The following is a 24,927-nucleotide window of genomic DNA, read 5'->3' on the forward strand; positions in this document are numbered from 1 at the left end:
CTCGGGATGAACCCGCGTCCGGCGGGTGGGATCCGTGCGCGCGTGGACTGGCGGATCAGGACGAGCGGTAGTGCTTGCGGAGCGCGATGCCTGCGGCGATGCCGCCGGCCACGGCGCCCGCGGTCGCGGCGATGGGCAGGCCGATCAGTGTGGCCTTGCGCCCCGTGCGGAAGTCGCGGATCCGCCAGCCGTTCTCCTTGGCGTGCTCGCGCAGCTCGCTGTCCGGATTGACGGCGTACGGCAGGCCGACCAGCGACAGCATGGGCAGGTCGTTGGCCGAGTCGCTGTAGGCCGCGCAGTGGGACAGGTCGAGGCCCTCCCGGCGGGCCAGCGCCCGGATGGCCTCCGCCTTGGCCGGGCCGTGGAGGAGGTCGCCGACGAGGCGGCCGGTGTAGACGCCGTCCGCGGTCTCCGCGACCGTGCCGAGCGCGCCGGTGAGGCCGAGGCGCTGGGCGATCACCCGGGCCAGCTCGACCGGGGTCGCGGTGACCAGCCAGACCCGCTGCCCGGCGTCCAGGTGGGCCTGGGCCAGCGCGCGCGTCCCGGCCCAGATCCGGTCGGACATGACCTCGTCGTAGATCTCCTCGCCGAGGCGCACCACGTCATCGACCTTGAGGCCGGCGACGAAGGCCAGCGCCGTCTCCTTGGCCTTGGCGATGTGGTCGGGGTTCTCGTTGCCGCGTACCCGGAACCAGGCCTGCCCGAGGGCGAACTTCACCAGGTCGTTGGTGGTGAACAGGCCGCGCGCGGCCAGGCCGCGCGCGAAGTGGTAGATCGAGGCGCCGCGCATCATGGTGTTGTCCACGTCGAAGAACGCCGCGGCCGTCGCGTCCGGCTCGGCGCTCGGGGTCGGGACCACCGCCGCGGCCGCCACCTCACCCGCGGTCTCCGTCGCTTCCCGCCGTCGCATAAGCCGCCTCATAGCGCATCAGCTTAACCGCCCGGTTGGCGGATGACGGTGTACGCGGCGTTAGCACCGAGTGACCGTATTCCCCGACATTCCCCGGCCTTCCACGGCGTTGCCGGCCTTCCACGGCGTTCCCGGCCTTCCATGCCATTCCTGTCACTCCGTGCCATTCCCCGGCCTTCCGCGGCAAGCGGGTCACTGCGTGGTTCCCGTGAAGGTGTCGATGTAGGAGAGGTAGTTGGCCGCCTTGTCGCGGTTCTCCCGATCGAGCTTCGGGAGCAGCGGCTCCACCGCCGTGCGCTGCTCGCGGGCGAACCGCCGTATCTCGCCGCTGGGCTTGCCGCGCGGCTTGACCCGGGCGAGCGCCGCCCGGGTCGTCCGCGCCATGTCGTCGAGGGCCTGCTTGATGAGCCTGTCCCGGTCCGGTCCGGGCGCGCCGGCCAGCGTCGCCGCCTCCGCCGCCCTCTGCCGCGCGGCCGTCATCTCCCGCTTCGCCAGCTCGGTGTCGTTCGTGGCCAACCGCAGCACGGTCGCCTCCGCCGCCCGCTTCAGCGGATAGAGGATGTCGCCGGGCACCGAGTCGTACGCCCGGGAGCCGGTCGCGAACATCACACCCAGCAGCATCGCGAACACCGCCAGCGGGCGGAGCCGTACGAGGAGAGAGGGGCGGCGAACCTCCTGGCGCTCCGCGGGAGGCTCGGCGGGAGGCTCGGCGGGAGGCTCGGTGGCCGGAGTCCGCTCGGCGGCGTGCGCCTGCAGCAGATCCGCGCGCAGCCTGGCCCGGAAGTCCGGGCGGGGGTCGCCGCCGATCCGGGAACCGACCTCGGAGATCCTCGTGGAGACACGATCGGTGGCACGCCTCGCCCACCGGGCCCGCCGCCGGTGCCCCGGACGCCACCAGCCCATGAACGCTCCCGAGATCCCCCGTTGCCGATCCACGCCTGTGCCATGTCCAACGAGGTGACCCGGTCCGGGTTACGGCACGTGAGCTAACCGAGATCTTTCGGGAGCGCGCGGCCCAGCGCCTTGATGGCGCGGAACTGGAGCGCCTTGATCGCGCCGCTCTGCTTGCCCATGATCATGGCCGTCTCCGCGAGCGACATCCCGTGCAGGAAGCGCAGGACGACGCACTCCTGCTGCTCGGGGTTGAGCCGCTTGATCGCGCGCAGTACGTGCTCGTTCACCATGCTGGCGACGACGGCGTTCTCCGGGATGTGCTCGCCACCGAGAGGGGTGTCGAGGATCTCGGCCGTGCACACCTCCAGCCGGCTGCGTCCCGACTTGAAGTGGTCGGTGACCAGATTCCTGGCGATGGTGACCAGCCAGGCGCCGAAGTCACGCCCCTGCCAGGTGAAGCCGGAGATGCCGCGCAGGGCGCGCAGGAACGTGTCGCTGGTCAGGTCCTCGGCGAGCGCGTGCGAACCCACGCGGAAGAAGACATAGCGGTAGACGAGATCGACGTACCGGTCGTAGAGCACACCGAACGCCTCGCTGTCGCCGGTCTTGGCGCGCAGGACCAGCGTGCGTATCTCGTCGTGCTCGAGTTGTGCCGCCGCGGGGACGGCGGAGGGCGCCTGCCGCACCACTCCAGCGGCGGCTGGAGGGGAGAGCCCGGCGAACGGCCACGATGTCGGCATCCGGTGATCCCAGGGGGAGGGGAAGTCGGCGTGCTCGAACACTCTAGAAATCATCGCGAGATTACACAATCCACCGCGCACGGTAATCACTTCGCGTAACGGGACGCACCATCGGCTACCGGTCCGCGCGCGAAGTCCGGCAGCATATGGTCCACCATGGAAGTCCTTGTCGCTGTCATCGCGTTCGCCGGCGCCGTTCTCGCCGCCATCACCACCGGTGTCGTCGTCGGTCGCATCCGCGAGGAGCCGTCGGGATGGCTGGTCGCGTGGAGCATCACCACAGGTGCGCTGTGCCTCTCCCTGGGACTGATCGCCACAGGTCAGCTGATCGGGTTCGGGGCCGTGACCTTCCGGTTGTTCCAGATCACCGGATCCCTGATCGCCCCGCTCTGGCTGGCCGTCGGCGTGTCGCAACTGATCGCCAGAAAGGCGTTCCCCCGCTTCGCGGGCTGGCTCATCGGCGGCGCGCTGACGGGCGTCGGCGCGGTGATCATGCTGATGGATCCGATCAGCAAGACGTTCACCAAGGAGTTCCCAGCGGCCGACGAATTCTGGGACATCTGGCCCGAGTGGCTCCTGCGCGCCGTCCACGTGGTCGTCATCGCGATGCTGGTGATCTGGCTCGTGATCGCGGTGCTGCGTGGGCGCAAGGGCGACGACTACGACCTCGACAACATGAACGCGACGGTCGCGCTCGCCCCTGGCGGCATCGCCGTCTCCGTCGCGCTGGAGTTCACGCTCCCCGGGATCGTCGTCGTCGCCGCCATGGCCGCCACCGCCGGAGCCGTGTGGTACGCCCTCGCCCGGCCGCTCGCGCCGTACGAGGACGACGAGGACGAGGACGAGGAGAACGACCGCGAGCCGGAGGACGAGTGGTCGCGCCGTGGCAGGCGCGGCGCCGAGGCCCGGTCCGAGGCCCGGTCCGAGCCGCCGGCGCAGGCCACTCCCCGGCGCTCCGGCCTCGGAGACCTCGTCGCGGAGTACCGCGCGGGCGAGCAGGGCGACGTCGACTACGCCGGCCGCATGCAGCCGTCGGACGCCTTCGGCAGCCAGCCGCCCGGCCCCCCGGCCGGCCAGGACGCGTACGGCGGTCCGCGGGGACGCGAGTACACCATGCCTCCGGCGGCGGACGCCGACTACGCGATGCCCGGTGGGGGCCCGGAGTACAACATGCCGCAGGGCGCCCGGCCCGAGTACGCCATGCCGGCCACGGGCACGATGTTCCCCGGGGCGGAGGCGGCCGCGAACCTCGGTGTCGGTTTCGGCGGCTCGGGCGCCGCGTCCTCCAGGGCGCAGGGCGGATCGGTGCGGCCGTCGCCGAGCATCTACGGGTTGCTCACCGTGTTCACGCTGATCGACGGTGCGGGTGAGGCGTTCGACAAGCTCGCCGAGGAGACGGTCGAGGCGGTGCAGCGCAACGAGCCCGACACCCTGATCTTCGTCTGCCACGGCGTGAAGTCCGCGCCGCTGCAGCGCATCGTGTACGAGCTCTACCGCGATGAGGTGGCGTACACCGAGCACCAGCGCCAGCCGCACATGGAGCGGTTCGCCACGGAACGCACGGCGCTCGTGCTGGCGGCCAACGTCATCGAGCTGACCGTGAACGCCGCGAAGGTCGTCCCCCTCCCCACCGCCTTCAGATAGCCCCAGCCACGATCACGCCGTGAGGGGCGCGGCGGGGAACCAACCGAGGAGCGACTCCGAGTGACGAGGGCGGGAGTCGCCTCAAGGGGCGCCCCGAACGGCCGTGCCGGAGGCGCGGCGAATCAAGCACTGAGGGGCGCGGCGGGGAACCAACCGAGGAGCGAGTGGGGAGCGGAGCGACTCCGAGTGACGAGGGCGAGAGTCGCCTCAAGGGCGCCCCGAACGGCCGTGCCGGAGGCGCGGCAATCAAGCACTGAGGGCGGCGCGGAGGCGGGCTTCGTCCACGCGCCAGAAGTCGTGCTGGACTCCGTCGATCAGGGTGACCGGGATCATCTCCCAATATTTGGCGTGATCCTCCTCGGAGGCGGTGATGTCACGCTCCTCCCACGGCACGTCGAGGTCCGCGGCGACGCGCTCGATGACGGCGCGTGCGTCGTCGCACAGGTGACAGCCGGGCTTTCCGAAGAGGGTGATCCGGTGCTCGCTAGGTGCCATGGCGTCAGCCTATTGGGCGATCCGGGCGGTCCTTCGGCGAGCGGCGCCCGTCCACCAGGGGTACCTAGTGCCCCGCCCGTCAATCTTTGCCCCGTCGCGTCGCCCAGGGCGGCACCTCGCCGCGTTGTCGCCCCACCCACGAAAACTCCTCGCAAGCTCGGACTTTCCGCGGGGCCCGGGAATGTCGGCCGTAGGCTCCGCTACGACCTCCTCCTCCGCCTTGCGATGCACCACCCTGGACACCGCTCCTTCCGGGCAAACCTTGCCGGTTGGGGCACTAGCGGGCTGTCCGAAGCGGTCGCATGGCCAGGGGCTGAGTTTGAGGCCGGTGCCGCGCTTTGGGACAGTGAACGAGCACTGACTTTGTGCATCGCTTCACAAAGGCACTAACCTGTAGGAACGCGAAAATCGGTTACATCCACTCGTATGGTCGGGGACGCTCTCCGGCTGTCCGTCCCCCTGGAGCACTGGCAAGTGATCCGCCGTATCCCTCAAGCGCGTGAGCGTGGCATTCCCGATGCGACGGTCGCGAGACTGCCGCTCTATCTGCGTGCGTTGAACGGGCTGGCCGAGCGTGGCACCGCCACGGTGAGTTCGGAGGACCTCGCGGTCGCGGCCGGAGTGAACTCGGCCAAGCTCCGCAAGGACCTCTCGCACCTCGGGTCGTACGGCACTCGGGGGGTGGGGTACGACGTCCAGTACCTGATCTACCAGATCTCGCGTGAGCTAGGTCTCACCCAGGATTGGGCCGTCGCCATCGTGGGGGTGGGTAACCTCGGGCGAGCACTCGCGAACTACGGAGGGTTCGTGTCCCGCGGCTTCCGGGTCGCGGGCCTTTTCGATGCCGATCCGGCAGTGGTGGGCGAGCGGATCGCCGGGCTCGTGGTGGAACATGCCGACGTGCTCGAGTCAGTGATCAAGAAGCGTGGGGTGTCGATAGTGGTGATCGCGACGCCGGCGACGGCGGCGCAGGAGGTCTGTGACCGCGTCATCGCCGCGGGCGTCACCAGTATTTTGAACTTCGCCCCCGTGGTGCTGACGGTGCCGGACGGCGTTGATGTCCGTAAAGTCGATTTGTCCATTGAACTGCAGATTCTTGCGTTCCACGAGCAGCGTAAGGCGAGTGGAGGGCCCATGATGGGCGATGAGTGGCCCGATGGGGTGGTCGTAGTGAGCGAGCGCGGTGCGCCGCTGGGCGAGGCGAGCCAATGAGCATCCTTGTCGTCGGCCTGAGCCACCGGACGGCTCCGGTGGCCCTCCTCGAACGCGTCTCGGTGAGCGGTGACGCCCTCTCCAAGCTGCTCCTCGACGTCCGCGGCGAATCCGCCGTCTCCGAGGCGATGGTCGTCTCCACCTGCAACCGGGTCGAGGTCTACGCGGACGTGGACCGGTTCCACGGTGCGGTGACGGCCGTGACCGACCTGCTCGCGACCCACTGCGGCATCCCCCAGGAGCAGCTCACCCCGCACCTCTACGTGCAGTACGAGGACCGCGCCGTCCACCACCTGTTCTCGGTGGCCTGCGGCCTCGACTCGATGGTCGTCGGCGAGGGCCAGATCCTCGGCCAGATCCGCGTGGCGCTCAAATTCGCCCAGGACCAGGACACCGTCGGGACCGTTCTCAACGAGCTCTTCCAGCAGGCCCTGCGGGTCGGCAAGCGGGCGCACGCCGACACCGCCATCGACCGGGCGGGCGCCTCCCTCGTCGGCGTCGGCCTGACCCTGGCCGAGCGGGAGCTCGGCCCGATCTCCGGGATGCGGGCGCTGGTCGTCGGCGCCGGCTCGATGAGCGCGCTGTCCGCGGCCACGCTGGTCCGCTCCGGCGTGACCGACATCGTCATCGCCAACCGCACCTACGACCGCGCCGTACGGCTGGCCGAGTCGGTCGGCGGGCGGGCGGTGCGCCTGGACGAGATCCCCGCCGAGATCGCCGAGGCGGACATCGTCATCTCCTGCACCGGCGCGGGATCGTGCCTGATCACCCCGGAGACGATCGCCGGCGCGGTGGGCCGCGGCCGGGACCTCTTCCTGCTCGACCTCGCCCTGCCCCACGACGTCGACCCCGGCGTACGGGCGCTGCCCGGCGTGACGCTGGTCGACCTGGAGTCCATGCAGCGGGCCGGCGTCGCCGACGACATCGGCGACGGCGGCCGGGCCGAGGCCATCGCGGCGGTCCAGGCGATCGTCACCGAGGAGGTGGCCGCCTACCTCGACGCCGAGCGCGCCGCCCGGGTGACGCCGACGGTGGTCGCGCTGCGCAGCAAGGCCGCCGAGGTGGTCGAATCGGAGATGCTTCGTCTCATCTCACGCGTCCCCGAATTGGAGGGACGTCTGCGCGACGAGGTCGCGCAGACTGTCAGAAGGGTCGTGGACAAGCTGCTCCACGAACCGACCGTACGTGTCAAGCGGCTGGCGTCCTCGCCTGGCGGTGACCAGTACGCGGACGCGCTCCGCGAGCTGTTCGACCTGGATCCCCAGAAGCCCGAGGCCGTGTCGCGGATGGAGGTCGAGCCATGATCGCTCCCCTGAGGATGGGCACTCGCAAGAGCGAGATGGCCACGACCCAGTCGGGGCTGGTGGCCAAGCGGCTCACCGAGCTGACCGGGCGCGAGGTGGAACTCGTCGGCATCACCACTTATGGCGATGTCTCCCGGGCGAACCTCACCCAGCTCGGCGGCACCGGCGTGTTCGTCAGCGAGCTGCGCAACAAGCTGATCGAGGGCGAGATCGACTTCGCCGTCCACTCGCTCAAGGATCTTCCGACGGCCGACGACCCCCGGATCACGCTCGTCGCCACGCCGCCGCGGGACGACCCGCGCGACGCGCTGGTGAGCACGGCCAAGCTGGCCGACCTGGCTCCCGGGGCCAGGGTGGGCACCGGCTCGCCGCGCCGCGTCGCGCAGCTCCGCGCCCTGCGGCCGGACCTTCACTACGTCCCGATCAGGGGGAACGCGCCCACTCGGATCGGCAAGATCGCCGCGGGTGAGCTGGACGCCGTCGTGCTGGCCACCGCCGGCCTCTGCCGGCTCGGGCGTGACGGCGAGATCTCGCAGATCTTCGAGGTCGACGAGGTGCTGCCCGCACCCGGCCAGGGCGCGCTCGCCGTCGAGTGCCCGGCCGACCGCGCCGACCTGATCGAGTTGCTGGGCGTCCTCGACGACCCGCGAACCCGCACGGCGGTGACCGCTGAGCGCGCCGTGCTTTCCGCCCTCGAAGCCGGTTGCGCGGCACCGCTAGGTGCTTTCGCATCCGATGACGGGCACATTCTCAACCTGACCGCTGCCGTCGTCGCCATCGACGGCGTGAGGTCAGTGCGCAAGTCCACCTCCGGACCTCGTCTGGCGGCCATGGAGCTCGGCCGTGATCTCGCGGCCTCCATGATCGCGGAGGGGGCCGGCACGTTGATGGGGGAGCAGGCCCATTGAGCCCCACGAATACCACTCCAGAGCCCCGATCGGGTTTCGTCGCCTTCATCGGCGCCGGCCCCGGTGACGAGAACCTGCTCACATTGCGTGGCGCCGACCTGCTGGGCAGGGCCGACGTCGTCGTGCTCGACCAGCAGGCGTACGCCCCGCTGCTCCGGCACTGCCGCAAGGACGTCGAGGTGGTGGACATCACCGCCGAGGCTGCCGAGAACTCGATCTCGCTGAGGACGCTGCAGGATGCCAAGGCGGGACGGACGGTCGTCCGGGTGTGCCCCGGCGATCCGTCGTTCTTCTCCTCGGTCACCGAGGAGGTCGCGGCCTGCGTCAAGGCCGACGTCGACTTCGAGATCGTTCCCGGAGTCCCGCCGGCGACGGCCGTGCTCACCTACGCGGGCATTCCGCCGGCGGTGGCCGTCCCCGAGTTCCGCATCGTCGACGCCGCCCAGGTGGACGACTGGTCGCGGCACGCCGGGTGCGAGGGGACGCTGGTCATCTACAACGGCGTCGCCGAGGCCGTCCCGATCGCCAAGGCGCTGATCGCCGCGGGCAAGCCCGACTCGACGCCGGTCGCGGTGACGAGCGAGGGCACCACCACCGAGCAGTTCACCGTCGTGTCGTCGCTCGGCCGCATCGGCCCCGACCTCAAGCACGCGGGCATGACCGAGCCGGCGCTCATCGTGGTGGGCGACGCCGTCGGCATGCGCGACCGCCTGTCGTGGTTCGAGACGAAGTCCCTGTTCGGCTGGCGGGTCCTGGTGCCGCGCACCAAGGAGCAGGCCGAGGGGCTGTCCGAGCAACTCCGCTCGTACGGCGCGGTGCCGGAGGAGGTGCCGACGATCTCCGTCGAGCCGCCCCGGACGCCGCAGCAGATGGACCGCGCCATCAAGGGCCTGGTCACCGGCCGCTACGAATGGGTCGCCTTCACCAGCGCCAACGCCGTCAAGGCGGTGCGGGAGAAGTTCGAGGAGTACGGCCTGGACGCGCGGGCGTTCGCCGGCCTCAAGGTGGCGGCCGTCGGCGGCGCGACGTCCCGCGCCCTCGTCGAGTTCGGCGTGAAGCCCGACCTGGTCCCGACCGGCGAACAGTCGTCAGAGGGGCTGCTCGCGGAGTGGCCGCCGTACGACTCGATGCTGGACCCGATCAACCGCGTCCTGCTGCCGCGCGCGGACATCGCGACCGAGACGCTGGTCGCGGGGCTCACGGAGCTGGGCTGGGAGTGCGACGACGTGACGGCGTACCGCACGGTGCGCGCGGCGCCGCCGCCGGCCCCGATCCGCGAGGCGATCAAGGGCGGCGGCTTCGACGCGGTGCTCTTCACCTCGTCGTCCACCGTGCGGAACCTCGTCGGCATCGCCGGCAAGCCGCACAACGTGACGGTGATCGCCGTGATCGGTCCGCAGACGGCCAAGACCGCCGAGGAGTTCGGCCTCCGGGTCGACGTGATGTCCGACAGGCCCTCCGCCTCCGCGCTCGCGGCGGCCCTGGCGGAGTACGGTGCGAAGCAGCGGCACGCGGCCATCTCGGCCGGTGAGATGCCGCGCAGGCCTTCCCAGATGCGCAGGGGGGCACGCCGGCGCTTCAAGTGACCGGTCGCGTCCGGTGACGGTCCGGGGGTCTTGTCCAGTCCGAGTGGAGAACACGATCGTGAACGCTGAATATCCGGTGGCGCGGCCACGGCGGCTGCGCTGTACCCCCGCGATGCGCCGCATGGTGGCCGGGACGCGTCTGGACCCGGCCGAGCTGATCCTGCCCATGTTCGTCAAGGAGGGCATCGCGGATCCGCAGCCCGTGGTGTCCATGCCGGGGGTCGTGCAGCACACGCGTGACTCGCTGCGCAAGGCGGCCCACGAGGCGGCGGAGGCGGGGGTCGGCGGTCTCATGCTGTTCGGCGTCCCGCTGCACAAGGACGCGCGCGGCTCGGCGGCCGACGACCCCGAGGGCGTCGTCCAGCTCGCGCTCGCCGATCTCGCCTCCGAGATCGGCGACGCGCTGGTCCTGATGACCGACACCTGCCTGGACGAGTACACCGACCACGGTCATTGCGGCCTGCTGACCGACTCCGGCGAGGTGGACAACGACGCCACGCTGGAGCGGTACGCCTCCGCGGCGGTCGCGCAGGCGCGGGCCGGGTCACGGATGATCGCGCCGAGCGGCATGATGGACGGCCAGGTCGGGGCGATCAGGCGGGCCCTCGACGCCGAGGGCTTCACCGAGATCCCGATCCTCGCCTACTCCGCGAAGTACGCCTCGGCGTTCTACGGGCCGTTCCGCGACGCCGCCGAGTGCGCGCCCCAGTTCGGGGATCGCAGCGCGTACCAGCAGGATCCGGCGGGTCCCGCCGGCGAGGCGCTGCGGGAGGTGCGGCTCGACCTCGCCGAGGGCGCGGACGCGGTCATGGTCAAGCCCGCGCTCGCGTACCTGGACATCATCCGCCAGGTGCGCGACACGGTCGAGGTGCCCGTGGCGGCCTACCAGGTGAGCGGCGAGTACGCGATGATCGAGGCGGCGGCGGCGAACGGCTGGATCGACCGGGAGCGGACCATCATGGAGTCGCTGGTCGCGATCCGCAGGGCCGGCGCCGACATGATCCTGACCTACTGGGCCACCGAGGTCGCGCGCCTGCTCCGGGCGTAGCGCGCGTGCCACGGGGGTGGCGCTGCGCGCGCTGATCCGTCAAGGGCATTATCAGGTACAGCAAAGAGCATCCGTGGGGGAGGAGCACGATGGTGGGGGCACCGCTGGTCCGCCGGACGAAACGACGTGCGCATCGAAGGCCACGGAAGATCACATCTGTACTTGAGTATGCCCAGCTCGGCTGGGCGAGCTGTCTTGGCGCCCACCCGCTCCGCGAGGGTGGGCGCGCCTGTTCCTGCGACCGGGTCGGCTGTCCTGACCCGGGCGCGCACCCGCTGTCCCCGGCATGGCAGATGGAGGCGACGGTGGACTCCGCACTCCTCACGCGGTGGTGGGAGCTCAACCCCGACGCGAATGTGATCCTGCCCACGGGCCGGGTGTTCGACGTGTTCGACGTACCGTCCGTCGCCGGGATGGCGGCCCTGGCCGCCATGGACGCCACCGGACAGGCCACGGGCCCGGTCGCCGAGAACGGCGACCGGGTCCTTTTCTATGTGGCCACCAGGGGCGCCCCCGAGGACGAGGACGAGTGGTGGTCCTGCCATCTCGACTGCGACCCGGCGACCGTCGAGGCGTCCCCAGGACTGCGCTGGCACTGCCGTGACAGTTATGTGCTCGCCCCGCCCTCGACGCTGGTGACCGGCGCGGACGTGAGCTGGCTGCGTCCCCCGGACGGGTGCCCCCTCCCCGACCCCCTCCGCGTCCTGGACCTGCTCGTCGACGCCTGCGAGTGAGGACCCGCCCCACGTCGCCCGTAGGCTGGGAGGCGTGAGCCGTACGGAGAAGTCAGCGGAACTGTTCGAGCGGGCACGGCGGATCGTGCCCGGTGGCGTCAACTCCCCGGTGCGCGCGTTCGGCGCGGTCGGGGGAGTGCCCAGGTTCATGGCCTCGGGCCAGGGGCCGTACATCACGGACGTGGACGGCAACCGCTACGTCGATCTGGTGTGCTCCTGGGGGCCGATGATCCTCGGCCACCGTCATCCGGCCGTGATCGAGGCCATCGAGGGCGCGCTGGCCCACGGCCTGTCGTACGGCACGGCCACCGAGGGTGAGGTCCTGCTGGCCGAGGAGATCGTCGCCCGGGTCGCCCCCGTGGAGAAGGTCCGGCTGGTCAGCTCGGGCACCGAGGCCACCATGTCGGCGGTACGGCTCGCGCGCGGCTTCACCGGCCGGGCGAAGGTGGTCAAGTTCGCCGGGTGCTACCACGGGCACGTGGATGCCCTGCTGGCTTCGGCCGGGTCGGGGCTGGTGACGTTCGGCCTTCCGGACACCCCCGGCGTGACCGGCGCGTCCGCCGCCGACACGATCGTCCTGCCGTACAACTCGATCGAGGCGGTCGAGGAGGCGTTCCGCACGTTCGAGATCGCGTGCGTCATCACCGAGGCGTGCCCGGCCAACATGGGCGTGGTGCCGCCCCTGCCCGGCTTCAACCAGCGTCTCCGCGAGCTGTGCACGCGGCATGGCGCGCTGCTGATCATCGACGAGGTGCTCACCGGCTTCCGGGTCTCCGCTTCCGGCTGGTACGGTCTCGACCCCGTCGAGGCGGATCTCATGACGTTCGGCAAGGTCATGGGCGGCGGGATGCCGGCCGCGGCCTTCGGCGGGCGGGCCGAGGTGATGGCGCTGCTCGCGCCGGAGGGGCCCGTCTACCAGGCCGGAACGCTCTCCGGCAATCCGCTGGCCTCCGCCGCCGGTCTGGCCACGCTGCGGGCCTGTGACGCGGGTGTGTACGAGCGGGTGGACGCCGCCGCCCTGGTCGTGGGCGGGGCGGCGTCCGAGGCGCTGGCGGCCGAGGGCGTCCCGCACCGGCTGCAGCGCGCGGGCAACCTGTTCTCGATCTTCTTCACTGACAGGCCGGTGACCGACTTCGACCAGGCGAAGGCGCAGGGCGCGGAAGCCTACCGGGCGTTCTTCCACGGGATGCTCGACCAGGGGGTCTACCTCCCGCCCTCGGCGTTCGAGGCGTGGTTCCTGTCCGCGGCCCACGACGAGGAGGCGCTCACACGCGTCCTCGAAGCGCTCCCGCTCGCCGCCAAGGCCGCCGCCGCGACCCTGTGACGGCCCCTCGGCGGATGCCCTGACAGTTCAGCGATATCAAGCTTCGCGAGGCATGACGGTTTAGGTTGGCTTATTAGACTGGCTTACATGCTGGATCTGAACCGGTTGAAGGCGCTGCACGCGGTGGCCGTCTACGGTTCCGTCGCGGCCGCCGCGGAGGCGCTGATGGTGACCCCGTCGGCGATCTCGCAGCAGCTCGCGAAGCTCGAACGCGAGACCGGCGCGGTCCTCGTCGAGCGCAACGGGCGCGGCGTGAAGCTCACCGACGCGGCCGGGCTCCTCGCCCACCACGCGGAGAAGATCCTGGCCCTGGTGGAGACGGCCGAGGCCGACTTCGAGGCGTTGCGCGGCGCCGTGGTCGGGCGGCTCGTCCTGGCCGCGTTCCCGACCGCGGCCAGGGGGATCATGCCGCAGGCGCTGACGCTCATCAAGCAGCACCATCCCGACCTCGACCTGGTCCTCTACGAGCGCGAGCCGGAGCGGCAGATTCGCGAGGTCTCCCGCGGTGAGATCGACCTGGCCGTCGTCCAGGACTGGCTCAACCGGCCGATGGCCATCCCGGACGGGCTCTCGCGCGCGGCGCTGCTCGACGATGTCGCCGACGTGGTCGTGCCCGCCGGCCATCCCCTGGCGGACAAGCCGGAGATCTCGCTGGCCGACCTCCCGGGAGAGGGCTGGATCAGTGGCTCCGCCGGCACGGTCTGCCACGACTTCCTGCTGTTCCTGCTCCGGTCCGCCGAGAAGGAGCCCAGGATCGTCGCCATGGCCGACGAATACCCCACGCAGCTCGCCCTCGTCGCGGCGGGCCACGGATACGCCGTGATCCCCCGCCTCGGACGCGGCCGGCTGCCGGAGGGCGTTCGCGCGGTCCCCGTGGCGCCGCGGCTGCAGCGGCGCATCTACGCGTTGTGGCGCACCGACGCGGCCCGCCGTCCCGCGATCAGAGCCGCCGTGGACGCCCTGCGGACGGCGTGCGCCGCCTGACCGGCGGGTAGGCTCACCTGCCATGACCGAGAACACCGTCGTCCATCTGCTGCGCCACGGCGAGGTTCACAATCCGGACGGCGTCCTGTACGGCCGGCTGCCCGGCTACCACCTGTCGGAGAACGGGCGGCTGATGGCCGAGACCGTCGCCAAGGCGGTCGCCGGGCGTGACATCGTCACCGTGTGGAGCTCCCCGATGGAGCGGGCCCAGGAGACCGCGGCGCCCGTGGCCGAGGCCCTCGGCGTGGAGGTCACCCTCGACGAGCGGCTGATCGAGGCGTCCAACGTCTTCGAGGGGCTGCGGGTGGCCGGCGGCAATGGCGTGTTCCGTGATGTGCGGGCGTACCGCCACTTCGTGAACCCGTTCCGCCCGTCCTGGGGCGAGCCGTACAGCGAGGTGGTCCTGCGGATGAAGGCGGCCATCGACGACGCGCGCGAGGAGGCGCGGGGACACGAGGCGCTGCTCGTCAGCCACCAGCTGCCCATCTGGATCATCCGCCTCGCGGCCGAGCGACGGCGGCTGTGGCACGACCCGCGCCGGCGCCAGTGCTCCCTCGCCAGCCTCACCAGCTTCACCTTCGAGGGCGACCGCCTGACCAGCATCGGTTACAGCGAGCCCGCGGGGGCGCTGCTCCGCGACAACCCCGTTCCCGGAGCTTGACCCGTTGGCGGGAGCACCGCACTCGCTGGGTAGAGTGACAGCTCTACCGGTTGTAGTTATAGGAGATACTCCCGCGTGTCCGCCAAGAGTCTGTCTCTGATCGCTGCGAGCACCGCTCTGGCCGTGACAGCCCTCGCGGGTTGCGCGGGGGGCCAGCAGTCGCAGCCGCAGTCCGGTGACACCCGTTTCGTCGCGGGTGACGGCAAGGTCCAGGTCTTCGACGCCGCCAGCCGCACCAAGGCGCCGCCGGTCGAGGGCACGACCCTCGACGGCGCGACGGAGAAGCTGGGCTCCGGCAAGGTCTACGTCCTGAACTTCTGGGCGTCCTGGTGCGCGCCGTGCCGCGCCGAGGGGCCCGTGCTCAAGGACATCGCGGCCAAGACCAAGGACAAGGGCGTCCAGTTCCTCGGCGTCAACTTCAAGGACCAGAAGGCGGCCGCCCAGGCGTACGACCGCTCGCTGCAGCCCGGATATCCCAGCATCTTCGACCAGGCGGGCCGGCTGCTGCTCTCCTTCCAGGGCACGGTCCCGCCCGCCGCCATCCCGTCCACGCTGATCATCGACGGGCAGGGCCGGATCGCCGCCCGGGCCCTCGGCGCGGTGAAGTACAACGACCTGCTCGCCGCGATCGACAAGGTCACCGATGAGCGCGGCTGATCTGGCCACCACCGTCGCGTCCGGCTCGCTGCTGGTCGCGGTGCCGATCGCGGTCGCGGCCGGCGTGGTGTCCTTCCTGTCGCCGTGCGTGCTGCCGCTGGTGCCGGGCTACCTGTCGTACGTCACGGGCATGAGCGGCGACCCCAGGCGCGGCCGGATGGTGCTGGGCAGCGCTCTGTTCGTCCTTGGGTTCGCTTCGGTGTTCGTGCTCGGGGGAGCGCTCTTCGGCGGCCTCGGCGGCGTCCTGTTCAGCAACATCGACGTGATCACGCGGGTGCTCGGCGTGGTCACGATCGTCCTCGGGCTGGCCTTCATCGGGCTGGTTCCCGGACTCCAGCGCGACGTCCGCATCCACAAGGTGCCCGCCGCCGGGCTCGCCGGAGCGCCGCTGCTCGGCGTCGTCTTCGGCCTCGGCTGGACCCCGTGCATCGGCCCCACGCTCGCCGTGGTCCTCGCGCTCTCGGTCGACCAGGGCAGCGCCGCCCGCGGCGCCGCGCTCGCCTTCGCGTACGCGCTGGGGCTGGGGGCGCCCTTCGTGCTCGCCGGGCTGGCCTACGGCAGGGCACTCCACGCGTTCAAGGCGGTCCGCCGCCACTCCCGCCTGATCACCCGGATCGGGGGCGCGATGCTCGTCGGCGTCGGGATCCTCCTGGTGACCGGGCTCTGGGGAGACCTCATCGCCGGCCTGCAGGTCTGGGTGGGCGGATTCGAGCCGGTGATCTGAGATGACGACGAAGAACCAGGAAACCGAGGAAACCGAGGTGATCGAGCAGCCCGCGAAGCCGGTCGGACTCGGAGTGATGGGCTGGCTGCGGTGGGGCTGGCGGACGCTCACGTCCATGCGCACCGCCCTGATCCTGCTGTTCCTGTTCGCGCTCGGCTCGGTGCCCGGGTCGATCTACCCGCAGCGGAGCGTCGACCCCGGCCGGGTCGCCCAATACTTCAAGAACAGCCCGACCGAGGCCGAGTGGCTGGACCGGCTGTGGATGTTCGACGTCTTCACGTCGCCCTGGTTCGCCGCCATCTACCTGCTGCTGTTCCTCTCGCTCGCCGGATGCGTGTTCCCGAGGGCGGTCGTCCACTTCAAGGAGCTGCGCAAGAAGCCGCCGGCCGCGCCGCGCAACCTGAACCGGCTCCCGCAGAGCGCGTCCTTCGAGGGGGACCTGACCGTCGAGGAGGCGGCGGCGAAGCTGCGCCGGAACCGGTTCCGCGTCGTCACCGGCCCCGACTGGGTCGCCGCCGAGAAGGGCTACCTGCGCGAGACGGGCAACCTGCTGTTCCACGTCTCGCTGCTCATGCTGCTGTTCGCGGTCGGCGCGGGCGGCCTGTTCGGCTACCGCGGAAACGTCCTGGTCGTGGAGGGCGACGGCTTCGCCAACACGGTCGCCGCCTACGACCGCTTTATGCCGGGACCGCAGGTGTCGGCCGAGTCGCTCCAGCCGTTCTCGTTCACGCTGAAGGATTTCCAGGCGACGTACGTCGCGTCCGGTGAGAAGCGGGGCCAGCCGCTCGACTACTCGGCCACGCTGTCGGTCCAGGACTCGCCCTCCTCGCCGCCCAGGGACGTCGAGCTCAAGGTCAACGAACCGCTCGACGTGAACGGAACGCTGACCTACCTCATCGGCCACGGGTACGCCCCCACGTTCAAGGTCATCGACGGAAAGGGCAACACGGCCTTCGAGGGGTCGGTCCCCTGCCTGGCGAACGACCAGGCGACCTACACCTCCGAGTGCGTCATCAAGGCCCCCGACGCCGAGCCCGACCAGCTCGGCTTCCTGATGCGGTTCCTGCCGACCACGGTTCCCAACGGCGACGCCTGGGTGTCGATCTTCCCGGGGGCCGCGAACCCGACCGTGCAGGTCTTCCCGTTCGCCGGCGACCTCGGGATGAAGTCCGGGGAGCCCCAGTCGGTGTACCAGCTCAACACCGACAAGCTGCGGCCGCTGGGCAAGATGTCCGCCCAGCCCAAGCCGCTCAACGTCGGCGACACGCTGGAACTCGCCAACGGCGCCGGCAAGATCCAGTTCACCGGGGTCAAGGAATGGATCAGCATCCAGACCGCCTACGACCCGGGCCGGCTCCCCGCCCTGATCGCCGCGGTCGCGGCCGTGCTCGGCCTCGTGCTGTCCCTGACCGTACGGCGCCGCCGAGTGTGGGTGCGGATAACGGACCGGCAGGTCGCGGTGGGAGGATTGACCCGCACCGAAGGCGGCGGCGCGACCTTCGCGGAGGAGTTCGCCGAGATCGTCACGATGCTTCGCGGTGCCGCCCCCTCCGAGCCCTCTGCGCCCTCATCGGAGCCCGAGGACCGGCCCGAGGACGCCTCCGCGCCCGACCGCGAACCCGTTTCGCCGAGCAACGGCTCGTCCGAGGAGTAGAAGATGCCGCCCGCCCAGGTCAACGAGGGCCTCGCCATGCTGAGCGACCAGCTCATCCTGGTGACCGTCCTGCTCTATCTCGTCGCCATGATCGCCTATGCGCTGGAGCTGGCCTTCGGCAGGGCGCGAACGGCCACCGCCACCGGGACCACTGCCGCGGCCGCCGTGAAGAACCGCCAGCTGGTCTCCGTCGGCGCCGCCGGATCGGACTCCTCTCCCGCTGAGGCGGAGGGCGAGAGTAGTACGACCTCGGTGGCCCCGGCGGGTTGGGCGATCAAGGCCGGCTCCGTGGCGGTCGTCGTCTCGTGGCTCGGCTGGGCGGCCAACCTGGCCGGCATCCTCACCCGCGGCTTCGCGGTGGACCGCTGGCCGTGGGGCAACATGTACGAGTTCGTCGTGGCCCTGTGCTTCGCCGCGGTGACCGTGTTCCTCGTCCTGCTCACCCGGCAGCCGATCCGGTTCCTCGGCGCGTTCGTGACGGTGGCCGCCGCTCTCGGGCTCGGCTTCGCCGTTCTCTTCCTGCACGTCCAGGCCGGGCCGGTGATGCCCGCGCTGAACTCCTACTGGATCGCGATCCACGTGACGGCCGCGGTCATCGCGGGCGGGCTGTTCCTGGTCGCGGGTGTCTGCGCCATCCTCTACCTCATCCGCAACGACGGGCGGATGTCGGTGCTGCCGTCCAAGGAGCAGCTCGACCGCATCGCCCACCGCGCGATCGTGATCTCATTCCCCATCTGGACGTTCGCCGTCATCGCCGGCGCCTTGTGGGCGGACCGCGCGTGGGGCCGTTACTGGGGCTGGGACCCCAAGGAGGTCTGGTCCTTCATCACCTGGATCGCCTACGCGGCCTACCTGCACGCCCGGGCGACCGCCGGATGGCGCGGCAAGGCCGCCATGATCATCTCGCTGGTGGCGTTCGCCTGCCTGCTGTTCAACCTGGTCGGCGTCAACATCTTCTTCAGCGGCCTGCACTCCTACGCGGACGTGCCCAAGTAACGGCCGATCGCACGGTCCGGGCCCGCGCGGCCCGGATCCGATGACTCCGGGCGGCCTCGGCGACCAGCCGCCCGGAGGTCCGGAAGGTCAGTCCTCGTTCCGCAGGCGGCGCTCCAGCGCGCGCAGGAACTCCGGGTCGTCGTCCGGCCCTCGCGGCGCCTCGGCGCGCGGGGGCCGCTGCCATGTCTCGTCCCGTCCGCCCGGCGTCCCCACCCCGCCCAGTACGGCGTCGCCGTTCCTGGGACGGCCGAGGGTCAGCCAGAACATGCCACCGACAGCGGCCAGGAACAGCACGATCAGCACCCACAGCAGCTTGGGGAGGTTACGCACCGTGCCTTCCGGCGTCGTGATCACGTCGAACAGGCAGTAGAGCCAGAAGGCCAGCAGCGCCAGGCCGAGAATCACGCGAAGCATGCCCACACGGTAAGCCATGCCGCCGCTTGATCGGGCCCGGGTGCGGAAGCGTGTGGAAGCGCGAAGGCCGAAGCCACAGGGGATTCCGGCGGATGACGGGTGGATGACGGGGGGATGACGGGGCCGGGACGGCCACGTACGGTGGACCGGTACCGCGCCCCCGGATGTGCCGGGCCCGGCGCGGCAGTGCACCGCCCAGAGCGAGGGACGAGTGAGCACATGGGCACCGTAGGCGGACAGATCCCGCCGGGCCACGAGGTGGGAGAGGCGCCACGAACCGCTGATCCCGGCACTGTCACCGGCACTGTTATCGGCACTGTTATCGGCACTGTTATCCGCACTGTCACCGGCGGGGCGACGGGTGGGGGCCATGGCGCAGCCAGGAGATAGAGGCCGCCACCGGCGGGGCTCGCGTTGGTGGCAGCGCGGGGCGTACGCCTCGCCCGGACGCGGCGCGGACGCGCCGGAACGTCCACCTGAACGCTTGCAGGAACGCCTAGGGGAACACTTCCAGGAGCGTTTCGGGGAGCGCCCGGAGCGGACCATGGAGCGGGCCCACGCCGTGACCGCGCCGGTCGTGGACCGACCCCAGTACACCTGGAGCGACTTCGAGCTGGACGACCAGCCCACCCGCGCGCGACCGCACCGGCCGGACGCTCCGGACCTGCGAGACGGCCGACGGCACTGCGGACCGCTGGAACGCGTCCTGTACCGCGAGTGGGACGCCGCCGACGGGCCGCCCTCGGCGGACGCCGTACGCGCGGTGGACAGCCTTTCCAGGCTCCCCGAGGGCCTCAAGCTGATGCTCGCCACGGCGCTGGACGGCATCTACGTGGGCCGTGGCGGGGTTCCCGACCTGGATGACATGGGCTACCTGCGCGGGGCCCCGCTGCCGTCCGGCCGGGCCACCTGGGACGCCTGCGCGGGCGCGTACGGCGATCGCAAGATCGTGGTGGGCGACCGGCCGTCCCCGACACCGGACGTGATGATGCACGAAGTCGGCCATGCTCTGGACGACGTGGACGCGCATCCGGGAGAGTGGGTCTCCGACTCACCCGAGTTCGCCGCGCTGTACGAGGAATGCCTCCCGCTTTTCGCCTCGGCCTTCCATCGGCAGCCCGGAGGGCTGGGGCGCAAGGAGTTCTTCGCCGACGCGTTCGCGGCGATCGCATCCCGGCAGCGTCCGGCCCTGGTCGACATGCTGGGCGGTGACACGCGGGCGGCGCTGAACGTGATGTTGTTCTTCAACCGGCGCTACGGAATCTAGGTGATCGTGGATGTACGTGATCCGGCTCACTGACGGGACCCTGCGCGTGCCGCAATCACTGACGAGCGACGACGGTCGCCTGATCGGCAACGCGTACGTCGACGTCGTCCCCGGGGAGCCGGACTACGACCGGTGGCTCGCGGAGTCGGTCACCGAGGAAGAGGACGCCGAGCGGCGGCGCCGGTGGCGAGAGCAGAACGACGAGCTGGAGCGGGAGCTCCTCGCCTTCAAAGCCGACGCGGAGCTCTGGGAAGACGGTGAGCTCCGGGAAGACGGGGAGCTCCGGGAAGACGGGGAGCTCCGGGAAGACGCCGACTGAAGCCGCAGCCGCACCGAAGCCGCAGTTAAGCCGCGCTGTGGCCACACGGAGGAGCAGGACGCGCTTGGGGCGCAGGGACACCGCGTGGCGGTACGGCGGCGAGAGGGGCTGATCAGGAGAGCGACACCAGGAGAACGGCACGAGCGACGAGCGGCACCGTCTGACGTGGGTGACCCTGCGGCATCCGGGTGGCACGCAGGATCACCTGGTCGGTGTATCAGACCCGCGGTGAGTCGCCGTTAGGCCGGTCGGCCGTCAGGGCATCCTCGCCACGGAGGAGGGCGTGCACTTCCGACTCGCGGAACCGCCTGTGCCCCCCGGGGGTACGGATGCTGCTGATTCGCCCCGCCGCGGCCCAACGTGTCACGGTCTTCGGGTCGACCCGGAAGAGGGCGGCAACCTCTCCAGGGGTCAGCAGTCGCTCGCTGCTACTCTCCACAATCTCTCCCCCTCGCATCCCGCGTCCTGCAGCGGGCGGACAGGTAACCAGTGTGCCGAGCGAAGCCTGATTTATCCGTGGTTTTCGGAGAAGATCACGGGTTGTTATCGGCTCAGTGCCCGATTGTTATATGATAGAGCCTCTTTGGGGTGCTCATGGTTGTTTCTTTACAAAAGCGCCCACTTGGGCACACTAGCAGTGCTCGAGCGGGATGCGAAGAGAGTCACTCGCCTCCGTGACGTAACCTCGACGTGTGCGTCCGGTTGTCGTTTACACACTCTCTCGTCTCGGCCTGTTCGCCGTGGCCCTCGCGGTCCTCTATCTGCTCGGGCTGCGTACGTACCTGCTGCTGGTCGTCGCCTTCCTGGTCAGCGGCCTGGCCAGCTATGTGCTGCTGTCCAAGCAGCGCGACGCGGTCAGCGAGCAGGTGGCGAAGAAACGCCACCGGCCAGCGGGAAACTAGGGCAACGGGAACATACCGATCCGGGCATGGTACTCATGCCCGAGCTGCGTCGTGTCACTTCCCACCAAAAGACCGCTCTTTGTCGTCAGGAACGCCTTTACTCCGATTCCTCGGGTGCGTGTGGGGTTCCAGCTGAGGGCCTTGCCCGTGGTCGGGTGGATCGCTCCGATGCCCTGTCTTGGGACCGCTCCAGGACCCGCGGTGTCGGAGCCCTTCGGGTTGTCGAGCCAGCGCAGGTGGCCGCCCACGTAGACGGCCGCGCTGGTCACGGCCACCGAATAGAGCGAGTCGCCGCCGGTCAGGTTCACCCAGGTCGGCTGGATGTCCTCGCCGCGGGAGTACGTCTCGAACCTGGCCGCCGAATCGCAGAGCTTGCCGGTGCGCGGGGCCGGGCCGCCGGTCGTCACCACGACGAAGTACTTGCCGTCGGGGGAGAAGTCCAGACCGCGCACGTACCAGGGGAACACCGCCTTGCAGGAAGGCGCGTACACCTCGGTGCGCCAGTCGGCCACGCGGTTCCTGGCCAGGTCGATCAGCGCGACCTGCGGCCGGCGCAGCCCGTCGACCGTGGTGAACGAGCCGTCGATGGCCAGCCGGTCGGGGATGGCGGCCATGGCGTACACCTTGATGCCGATGCCCCGGGGATTGCCGGGCGTGATCGTGAATGCCGGGTCCACGGCGCCCGTGGCCGCGTCGATCCGGGCGAGGGCCGTACGGGGAGTGCTCCCGATCTGGATGAAGTCGCCGCCGACGTAGATCTTGTCTCCCTGGCGGACGAGGGCGGAGACGTCGCCGCCGTAGGCCGGCGCGTTGAAGGAGCTCACGGTGGAGCCGTCGGCCAGGCTCATCCGGACGAGCGCGCGTCCGGGGAAGTCGAAGGAGCCGCCGACGTAGACGGTGCCGTCCGCGCCGGCGGCCAGGGCGTAGACCGTCCCGCTCATGCTGGGGGCGAAATCGGGAAGGACCTTCCCGGTCCGCAGGTCGTAGGCGAAGAGGTTCTCCCGCGGCAGTTGCTCGTCGCCTCCGGCGTCGCTCACGGCGCTGAAATTGCCGCCGACGACCACCGTGCCGCCCACGAGCGCGATCGCGTTCACGATGCCGTCCAGCACGTGGGGGGTGTTGGCGACTGGCTTCTGCGAGACGACGACGGGCTGCCGGACACCGGCCTGGGCGGTGCCGGCGGGGAGTATGGCGAGTGCCGCGACGAGGAGAGGGGTGGAGTGTCTGGCAAGCATTCCCGAAGTTCTAGCACACGCTTCGTAATCAACGGGATACGTTCCGCGCATCCGGTGCGGGCGTGAAGAGAGCATCCCGCGCGCGTCCTAGGCTTGCCTCCATGACGCGCGCTTCGCTGGACAAGCAGCCGCACGAGGTCGCCGCGATGTTCGATCGCACGGCCCGGCGCTACGACCTGGTCAACGACGTCCTCTCGCTTGGACAGGACCGGCTCTGGCGTAAGGCCACCGCCGCCGCGATCGACGCGGGACCGGGCGAGCTGGTGCTGGACCTCGCCGCCGGTACGGGCACCTCGACGGACGCCTTCACCCTGCTCGGCGCGCGCGCGATCGCCTGCGACTTCTCCATCGGCATGCTCCGCACCGGAGTGGAGCGGCGCGGCGGCTCCGGGCTGTCGGGCGGCGGGGTGCGCGGTGTCAGCTTCGTCGCGGGCGACGCGCTGAAACTCCCCTTCGCCGACGGCGCCTTCGACGCGGTCACGATCTCCTTCGGGCTGCGCAACATGGCCGACACCCGTGAGGCGCTCGGCGAGCTGCTGCGCGTCACCAGGCCGGGCGGCCGCCTCGTGATCTGCGAGTTCTCGCGGCCGCAGATCAAGCCCTTCGAGCTGGTCTACTCGCAGTACCTCATGAAGCTGCTCCCGCCGGTCGCGCGGGTGGTCAGCTCCAACCCGGACTCGTACGAGTACCTCGCGGAGTCGATCCAGGCGTGGCCCGACCAGCCGGCGCTCGCGCGCATCATCCGGGAGTCGGGCTGGGCGAAGGTCGCCTGGCGCAACCTGTCGCTCGGCATCGTGGCGCTCCACCGCGCGGTCAAACCCCAAGTTACCGCTCGGTAGGCCGACCCCTCTGACATGGAACACGCAAGAGGGGTTAGAATTCGGCCGACAGTTTGTGAAGTTGTTCACAAGGGCACGAGGGTCCCGTACCAGGGAGATCTTCGTCCCAGGACAGGAATCAGGTCCCCCGTGAGCGAGTCAGCCCCTGCGCGGCCGAGAACGGCGGTGTCCCACCGGACGCCGGCCTTCGAAAGCGGACGGGACGCCGACGTCATCGTCGTCGGCGCCGGCCCCGCGGGATCGACGACCGCTTTTTACCTCGCTCAGGCCGGTCTGACCGTCCTCCTCCTGGAGAAGACCCGATTCCCGCGCGAGAAGGTGTGCGGCGACGGGCTCACGCCGAGGGCGGTCAAGCAGCTCATCGCGATGGGCGTCGACATCGACGCCCCCGGCTGGATCAGGAACAAGGGCCTGCGCGTCGTCGGCGGCGGCCTGCGCTTCGAGCTCGACTGGCCCGAGCTGGCGAGCTTCCCGGACTTCGGCCTGGTCCGCACCCGCAAGGACTTCGACCAGATCCTGGCCGACAACGCGGTGCGCGCCGGTGTCACGCTCCTGCAGGGCGTCAACGTCACCGGCCCCATCCTCGATGAGCGCAGCGGTCACGTCGTCGGCGTCACCGCCAAGCAGGACGGCGAGGAGGTCGCCTTCCGCTCCCGGCTGGTCGTGGCCGCCGACGGCAACTCGACCCGGCTCTCGCTCGCGATGGGCCTGCACAAGCGGCAGGACCGCCCGATGGGCGTCGCCGTACGGACCTACTTCACCAGTCCCCGGCATGATGACGACTACCTGGAGACGTGGCTGGAGCTGTGGGACGGCGACCGGCTGCTCCCCGGGTACGGCTGGATCTTCGGCGTCGGTGACGGCACCTCGAACGTCGGCCTCGGACTCCTGAACACCAGCGACGCCTTCAAGAACATCGACTACCGTGACCTGCTCAGGCGCTGGGTGAAGAACATGCCCGCCGAGTGGGGGTACAACGAGGACAGCATGACCGGCCCCGTCCGGGGGGCGGCGCTGCCGATGGCCTTCAACCGGCAGCCGCACTACACTCGGGGCCTGGTGCTCGTCGGTGACGCGGGCGGCATGATCAACCCGTTCAACGGCGAGGGCATCGCGTACGCCATGGAGACCGGCCGGACCGCGGCCGACGCCGTGGTGACGGCGCTCTCCCAGCCCACTCCCGCCCGACGGGAACGGGTGCTGCGCGCCTACCCGCACATCCTCAAGGACGCCTATGGTGGCTATTTCACACTGGGCCGGTACTTCGTCGAGGCGATCAGCAGGCCCGGTGTGATGAACTTCGCCACGCGGCATGCCATGCCGCACCCGCGGTTGATGAGGTTCGCCCTGAAACTCCTGGGCAATCTCACCGACCCGCGAGGCGACGCGTCCGATCGGATCATCAACGCCCTGTCCAAGGTGGCTCCGTCCGCATGAGATTGAACACCCCTTTCCACCGAGCAAGCGAGGACATGT

The 24,927-nt window shown here is 70.3% G+C and carries 26 protein-coding genes; 19 read left to right on the plus strand and 7 right to left on the minus strand.

Annotated elements, in window-relative coordinates:
* Positions 1 to 55: 55 nt before the first annotated feature.
* The 3 genes from QSK17_RS12210 to QSK17_RS12220 form a co-directional block, all read right to left on the minus strand.
* Positions 56 to 922 carry an HAD family hydrolase gene (locus tag QSK17_RS12210; protein WP_285704755.1) on the minus strand — a complete coding sequence of 289 codons (867 nt, stop codon included), beginning with the start codon at positions 920 to 922 and terminating at the stop codon, positions 56 to 58.
* A gap of 180 nt (positions 923 to 1,102) precedes the next feature.
* The gene (locus QSK17_RS12215) at positions 1,103 to 1,813 is read right to left on the minus strand and encodes a DUF5667 domain-containing protein (RefSeq protein ID WP_285704756.1); all 711 of its coding nucleotides are present in this window, start codon (positions 1,811 to 1,813) and stop codon (positions 1,103 to 1,105) included.
* Between the two features lie 83 nt (positions 1,814 to 1,896).
* Positions 1,897 to 2,598, minus strand: coding sequence for a sigma-70 family RNA polymerase sigma factor (locus tag QSK17_RS12220; RefSeq protein ID WP_285704757.1), 702 nt, complete (start codon positions 2,596 to 2,598; stop codon positions 1,897 to 1,899).
* A 102-nt stretch (positions 2,599 to 2,700) separates the two neighbouring features.
* On the opposite strand from QSK17_RS12220, the gene QSK17_RS12225 reads away from it, so the two are divergent.
* Complete coding sequence (locus QSK17_RS12225; protein WP_285704758.1) at positions 2,701 to 4,188, plus strand: antibiotic biosynthesis monooxygenase; 1,488 nt, start codon at positions 2,701 to 2,703, stop codon at positions 4,186 to 4,188.
* A 246-nt stretch (positions 4,189 to 4,434) separates the two neighbouring features.
* On the opposite strand, the gene QSK17_RS12230 is transcribed toward QSK17_RS12225, so the two are convergent.
* The gene (locus QSK17_RS12230; RefSeq protein WP_285704759.1) at positions 4,435 to 4,683 is read right to left on the minus strand and encodes a glutaredoxin family protein; all 249 of its coding nucleotides are present in this window, start codon (positions 4,681 to 4,683) and stop codon (positions 4,435 to 4,437) included.
* Positions 4,684 to 5,157: 474 nt separating this feature from the next.
* On the opposite strand from QSK17_RS12230, the gene QSK17_RS12235 reads away from it, so the two are divergent.
* From QSK17_RS12235 to ccsB, 13 genes are all read left to right on the plus strand, one after another.
* Positions 5,158 to 5,895, plus strand: a complete 738-nt coding sequence (locus QSK17_RS12235) for a redox-sensing transcriptional repressor Rex (protein ID WP_285704760.1) — start codon at positions 5,158 to 5,160, stop codon at positions 5,893 to 5,895.
* Entirely contained in the window at positions 5,892 to 7,199 is a 1,308-nt protein-coding gene (locus QSK17_RS12240; RefSeq protein ID WP_285704761.1) for a glutamyl-tRNA reductase, read from the plus strand. Before QSK17_RS12235 ends, QSK17_RS12240 begins: the two co-directional genes overlap by 4 nt.
* On the plus strand, positions 7,196 to 8,107 hold the full coding sequence (hemC, locus tag QSK17_RS12245; RefSeq protein WP_285704762.1) for a hydroxymethylbilane synthase: 912 nt from the start codon (positions 7,196 to 7,198) through the stop codon (positions 8,105 to 8,107). Before QSK17_RS12240 ends, hemC begins: the two co-directional genes overlap by 4 nt.
* Positions 8,104 to 9,693: a bifunctional uroporphyrinogen-III C-methyltransferase/uroporphyrinogen-III synthase gene (locus QSK17_RS12250; RefSeq protein WP_285704763.1), complete on the plus strand. Its 1,590-nt coding sequence runs from the start codon at positions 8,104 to 8,106 to the stop codon at positions 9,691 to 9,693. Before hemC ends, QSK17_RS12250 begins: the two co-directional genes overlap by 4 nt.
* A gap of 58 nt (positions 9,694 to 9,751) precedes the next feature.
* Positions 9,752 to 10,741, plus strand: a complete 990-nt coding sequence (gene hemB / locus QSK17_RS12255) for a porphobilinogen synthase (protein WP_285704764.1) — start codon at positions 9,752 to 9,754, stop codon at positions 10,739 to 10,741.
* An 89-nt stretch (positions 10,742 to 10,830) separates the two neighbouring features.
* Positions 10,831 to 11,475, plus strand: coding sequence for a bifunctional DNA primase/polymerase (locus QSK17_RS12260; RefSeq protein WP_285704765.1), 645 nt, complete (start codon positions 10,831 to 10,833; stop codon positions 11,473 to 11,475).
* 34 nt (positions 11,476 to 11,509) lie between these two features.
* Positions 11,510 to 12,799 (plus strand): glutamate-1-semialdehyde 2,1-aminomutase, encoded by a 1,290-nt coding sequence (gene hemL, locus QSK17_RS12265; RefSeq protein WP_285704766.1) that lies wholly within the window; start codon positions 11,510 to 11,512, stop codon positions 12,797 to 12,799.
* 87 nt (positions 12,800 to 12,886) lie between these two features.
* A complete protein-coding gene (locus tag QSK17_RS12270) occupies positions 12,887 to 13,783 on the plus strand; it encodes a LysR family transcriptional regulator (RefSeq protein WP_285704767.1) in 897 nt (298 codons plus the stop codon).
* Positions 13,784 to 13,805: 22 nt separating this feature from the next.
* A complete protein-coding gene (locus tag QSK17_RS12275; RefSeq protein ID WP_285704768.1) occupies positions 13,806 to 14,444 on the plus strand; it encodes a histidine phosphatase family protein in 639 nt (212 codons plus the stop codon).
* Between the two features lie 75 nt (positions 14,445 to 14,519).
* Positions 14,520 to 15,101, plus strand: a complete 582-nt coding sequence (locus QSK17_RS12280; RefSeq protein WP_285704769.1) for a TlpA family protein disulfide reductase — start codon at positions 14,520 to 14,522, stop codon at positions 15,099 to 15,101.
* Entirely contained in the window at positions 15,088 to 15,825 is a 738-nt protein-coding gene (locus QSK17_RS12285) for a cytochrome c biogenesis CcdA family protein (protein WP_285704770.1), read from the plus strand. Before QSK17_RS12280 ends, QSK17_RS12285 begins: the two co-directional genes overlap by 14 nt.
* Position 15,826: 1 nt before the next feature.
* Positions 15,827 to 17,479: a cytochrome c biogenesis protein ResB gene (gene resB, locus QSK17_RS12290; protein WP_285704771.1), complete on the plus strand. Its 1,653-nt coding sequence runs from the start codon at positions 15,827 to 15,829 to the stop codon at positions 17,477 to 17,479.
* Positions 17,480 to 17,482: 3 nt separating this feature from the next.
* Complete coding sequence (gene ccsB, locus QSK17_RS12295) at positions 17,483 to 18,475, plus strand: c-type cytochrome biogenesis protein CcsB (protein WP_285704772.1); 993 nt, start codon at positions 17,483 to 17,485, stop codon at positions 18,473 to 18,475.
* An 87-nt stretch (positions 18,476 to 18,562) separates the two neighbouring features.
* Here the strand turns inward: ccsB and QSK17_RS12300 are convergent, their stop codons facing one another.
* A complete protein-coding gene (locus QSK17_RS12300) occupies positions 18,563 to 18,889 on the minus strand; it encodes a PLD nuclease N-terminal domain-containing protein (RefSeq protein ID WP_285704773.1) in 327 nt (108 codons plus the stop codon).
* Positions 18,890 to 19,373: 484 nt separating this feature from the next.
* Between QSK17_RS12300 and QSK17_RS12305 the strand changes: the two genes are divergently transcribed.
* Both QSK17_RS12305 and QSK17_RS12310 read left to right on the plus strand, forming a co-directional pair.
* The gene (locus QSK17_RS12305; RefSeq protein WP_285704774.1) at positions 19,374 to 20,156 is read left to right on the plus strand and encodes a hypothetical protein; all 783 of its coding nucleotides are present in this window, start codon (positions 19,374 to 19,376) and stop codon (positions 20,154 to 20,156) included.
* 10 nt (positions 20,157 to 20,166) lie between these two features.
* Positions 20,167 to 20,475, plus strand: coding sequence for a hypothetical protein (locus tag QSK17_RS12310; RefSeq protein WP_285704775.1), 309 nt, complete (start codon positions 20,167 to 20,169; stop codon positions 20,473 to 20,475).
* A gap of 217 nt (positions 20,476 to 20,692) precedes the next feature.
* Here the strand turns inward: QSK17_RS12310 and QSK17_RS12315 are convergent, their stop codons facing one another.
* Positions 20,693 to 20,932, minus strand: a complete 240-nt coding sequence (locus tag QSK17_RS12315) for a BldC family transcriptional regulator (protein ID WP_285704776.1) — start codon at positions 20,930 to 20,932, stop codon at positions 20,693 to 20,695.
* Positions 20,933 to 21,167: 235 nt separating this feature from the next.
* On the opposite strand from QSK17_RS12315, the gene QSK17_RS12320 reads away from it, so the two are divergent.
* Positions 21,168 to 21,377: a DUF4229 domain-containing protein gene (locus tag QSK17_RS12320; protein WP_285704777.1), complete on the plus strand. Its 210-nt coding sequence runs from the start codon at positions 21,168 to 21,170 to the stop codon at positions 21,375 to 21,377.
* Here QSK17_RS12320 and QSK17_RS12325 read toward each other — a convergent pair.
* Positions 21,374 to 22,612, minus strand: coding sequence for an NHL repeat-containing protein (locus QSK17_RS12325; protein ID WP_285704778.1), 1,239 nt, complete (start codon positions 22,610 to 22,612; stop codon positions 21,374 to 21,376). The two genes, QSK17_RS12320 and QSK17_RS12325, sit on opposite strands and share 4 nt — an antisense overlap.
* A gap of 101 nt (positions 22,613 to 22,713) precedes the next feature.
* Here QSK17_RS12325 and QSK17_RS12330 point away from each other — a divergent pair, with 101 nt between their 5' ends.
* Both QSK17_RS12330 and QSK17_RS12335 read left to right on the plus strand, forming a co-directional pair.
* Complete coding sequence (locus tag QSK17_RS12330) at positions 22,714 to 23,451, plus strand: demethylmenaquinone methyltransferase (RefSeq protein ID WP_285704779.1); 738 nt, start codon at positions 22,714 to 22,716, stop codon at positions 23,449 to 23,451.
* Positions 23,452 to 23,580: 129 nt separating this feature from the next.
* Positions 23,581 to 24,888 carry a geranylgeranyl reductase family protein gene (locus tag QSK17_RS12335; RefSeq protein ID WP_502889192.1) on the plus strand — a complete coding sequence of 436 codons (1,308 nt, stop codon included), beginning with the start codon at positions 23,581 to 23,583 and terminating at the stop codon, positions 24,886 to 24,888.
* The last annotated feature ends 39 nt before the right edge of the window (positions 24,889 to 24,927 follow it).

Origin of the sequence: Microtetraspora sp. NBRC 16547, from assembly GCF_030268965.1 — a bacterium.
Lineage (GTDB): Bacteria > Actinomycetota > Actinomycetes > Streptosporangiales > Streptosporangiaceae > Microtetraspora.